General features: G+C 67.4%; 1 protein-coding gene. It reads left to right on the top strand.

All coding sequences use genetic code 11. The features are described 5' to 3' along the window. Positions 1-2,681 (top strand): non-ribosomal peptide synthetase (locus IGX34_RS21930; RefSeq protein ID WP_192557893.1); only part of this gene is annotated, 2,681 nt, incomplete at both ends.

Raw genomic sequence — 2,681 nt, 5'->3', positions numbered from 1 at the left:
GTGTTTGGCGAGGAAACACTGACCTACGCGCAGCTGGATGCACGCGCCGATGCACTGGCCGATCGCTTGTACACCGCCGGCGTCGGCCTGGAAGACGGCGTGGCGATCCTGATGGAACGCTCGCTGGACCTGGTCGTAGCGGTGCTCGCCACGCTCAAGGCTGGCGGTTTCTATGTGCCGCTGCATGCGCAGTATCCGGATCGGCGCATCGAGCAGGTATTGGCCGATACGCGTGCACGCGTACTGCTCGCCGATCACAGCATCGAGTCGCGCCAGCTGACCCATCAGGCCACGCTGCTGCGCCTCGATCAGCCGGCAGGCGCATCCGCCAGGCAGACGCGCCCGACCATCGAGTCGCGCCACTTGGCCTACGTGATGTACACCTCCGGTTCCACCGGCGTGCCCAAGGGCGTGGCGGTATGCCAGCGGGATATCGTTGCGCTGGCGCTGGACCGGCGCTTCGCACAAGGTCACGAATGCGTGCTGCTGCATTCGCCGCAGGCCTTCGATGCGTCGACCTATGAAATGTGGGTGCCGCTGCTGCGCGGCGGCCGCTTGGTCATCGCACCGCCGGGACAGCTGGATGCGGCCGAACTGCAGACCCTGATTGCGCAACAGCGCATCAGCAGCCTGTGGCTTACCGCCGGTCTGTTCCACGAACTGGTCAATGCGCTGCCGGCCCTGTTCGCACCGCTGCAGCAAGTGTGGGCCGGTGGCGATGCGCTGTCGCCGCATGCGGTCCGCGCGCTGCAGACGCGCTATCCGGCGCTGCGTATCGTCAATGGTTACGGTCCGACCGAGACCACTACCTTCGCGCTGAGCCATGCGGTGCAGCCACTGGCGGAGGCCGCGGCCAGCGTGCCGATCGGCCTGCCGCTGGACAATATGCAGGTACATCTGCTCGACCGCGCACTGCAACCGGTGCCGCTGGGCGTGCCGGGCGAGCTGTATATCGCCGGTGCAGGCCTGGCGCGCGGTTACGTGAATCGTCCGGCGCTGACGGCAGAACGCTTTGTCGCCAATCCGCACGGTGCCGCAGGTGAACGCATGTATCGCACCGGCGACCTGGCGCGCCGCCTGGCGGACGGCAGCATCGACTTTGTCGGCCGCGTCGATACTCAGGTCAAGTTGCGCGGCTTCCGTATCGAGCCCGCCGAAGTGGAAGCGGCGCTGGCTCGCGCAGGCCACGCGCAGAACGCGGTGATCGTACGCGAAGACCAGCCAGGCCAGAAACAGCTGGTCGCCTATCTGGTCGCTGCTGCCGTCGATGCAGCACAGCTGCGCGCCGCATTGCTGGCGGAACTGCCCGACTACATGCTGCCGTCGGCGTTCATCGCGCTGCCCGCGCTGCCGCTGACCGCCAATGGCAAACTCGATCGCGCAGCACTGCCGCGCCCCGATCTGACCGGCGCCGCGCGCCGTGCACCGCGTACCGAACGCGAACGCATGCTGGCGGCCTTGTTCGGCGAAGTGCTGCGCGTAGCGCAGCTGGGCATTGACGACAATTTCTTCGAACTGGGCGGCCACTCGCTGCTGGCCATGCGCCTGGTCAGCCGCATCCGCGCCAGCTTCAATACGGAGCTGCCGATTCGCGCGGTATTCCAGGCGCCCACCGTCGCCACCCTGGCCGCGCAGCTGGATACCAGCGGCGTGGTGCGCCCCGCCTTGCTGGCCGGCCAGCGTCCGCCGGTACTGCCGCTCTCGTTCGCACAGAATCGGCTGTGGTTCCTGCATCAGCTGGAGGGACCCGGCGCTACCTACAACATGCCGCTGGTGATGCATCTGCACGGCGCGCTCGATGCGGCCGCGCTGGAGCAGGCCATCGCCGACCTGGTGGGGCGGCACGAAACACTGCGCACGGTATTTGCCGAACACGGCGAGGTGGTGCAGCAGATCGTGCTCGACAGCGGCGCGATCGAGCCTGTGCTGCATCGGCTCGACGTGGAGCCCGCCTCGCTCGCCGAAGCTTTGCGCTGCGAAGCCTCCTATGCCTTCGATCTCGGCCATGAACTGCCGATCCGCGTAACACTGCTGCGCCTGGGCAACGACGAACACGTACTGCTGGTCAACCTGCACCATATCGCCGGCGACGGCTGGTCGATGCTGCCGCTGTGGCGCGATGTCGAGCGTGCCTACCGTGCGCGCCTGCAAGGCAACGCGCCGGAGTGGCCGCCGCTGCCGGTGCAGTACGCCGACTACACCTTGTGGCAGCGCCAGTTCCTGGGCGAGGAAAGCGATCCGCATAGCGCGCTCGCGCAACAGCTGGCCTATTGGCGCACCCAGCTGGCCGAACTGCCCGAAGTGATCGCCCTGCCCACCGACCGGCCCCGGCCGCCGGTGGCCAGCTATCGTGGCGGCCAGGTGCCGCTGCGTATCTCCGCCGAACTGCATGCACGCCTGCAGGAACTGGCGCGCAGCCATGGCGCCACCTTGTTCATGGTGCTGCAGGCATCGCTGGCGGTGCTGCTCTCGCGCCTGGGCGCCGGTGAGGACATCGCCATCGGCAGCCCGATTGCCGGACGCACCGACAGTGCGCTGGATGAGCTGATCGGCTTCTTCGTCAACACCCTGGTGTTGCGCACGGATCTGTCCGGCACGCCGGACTTCAGTACGGTGCTGGAACGTGTACGCGAAACCGCGCTGGCCGCCTATGCGCATCAGGACGTGCCGTTCGAACGGCT

This window comes from Dyella acidiphila (assembly GCF_014863405.1).
In the GTDB taxonomy this organism is placed as follows: Bacteria; Pseudomonadota; Gammaproteobacteria; order Xanthomonadales; family Rhodanobacteraceae; genus Dyella_B; species Dyella_B acidiphila.
The sequence above is the reverse complement of the archived record's forward strand: the minus strand, read 5'-3'. Positions and strand labels throughout refer to the sequence as shown.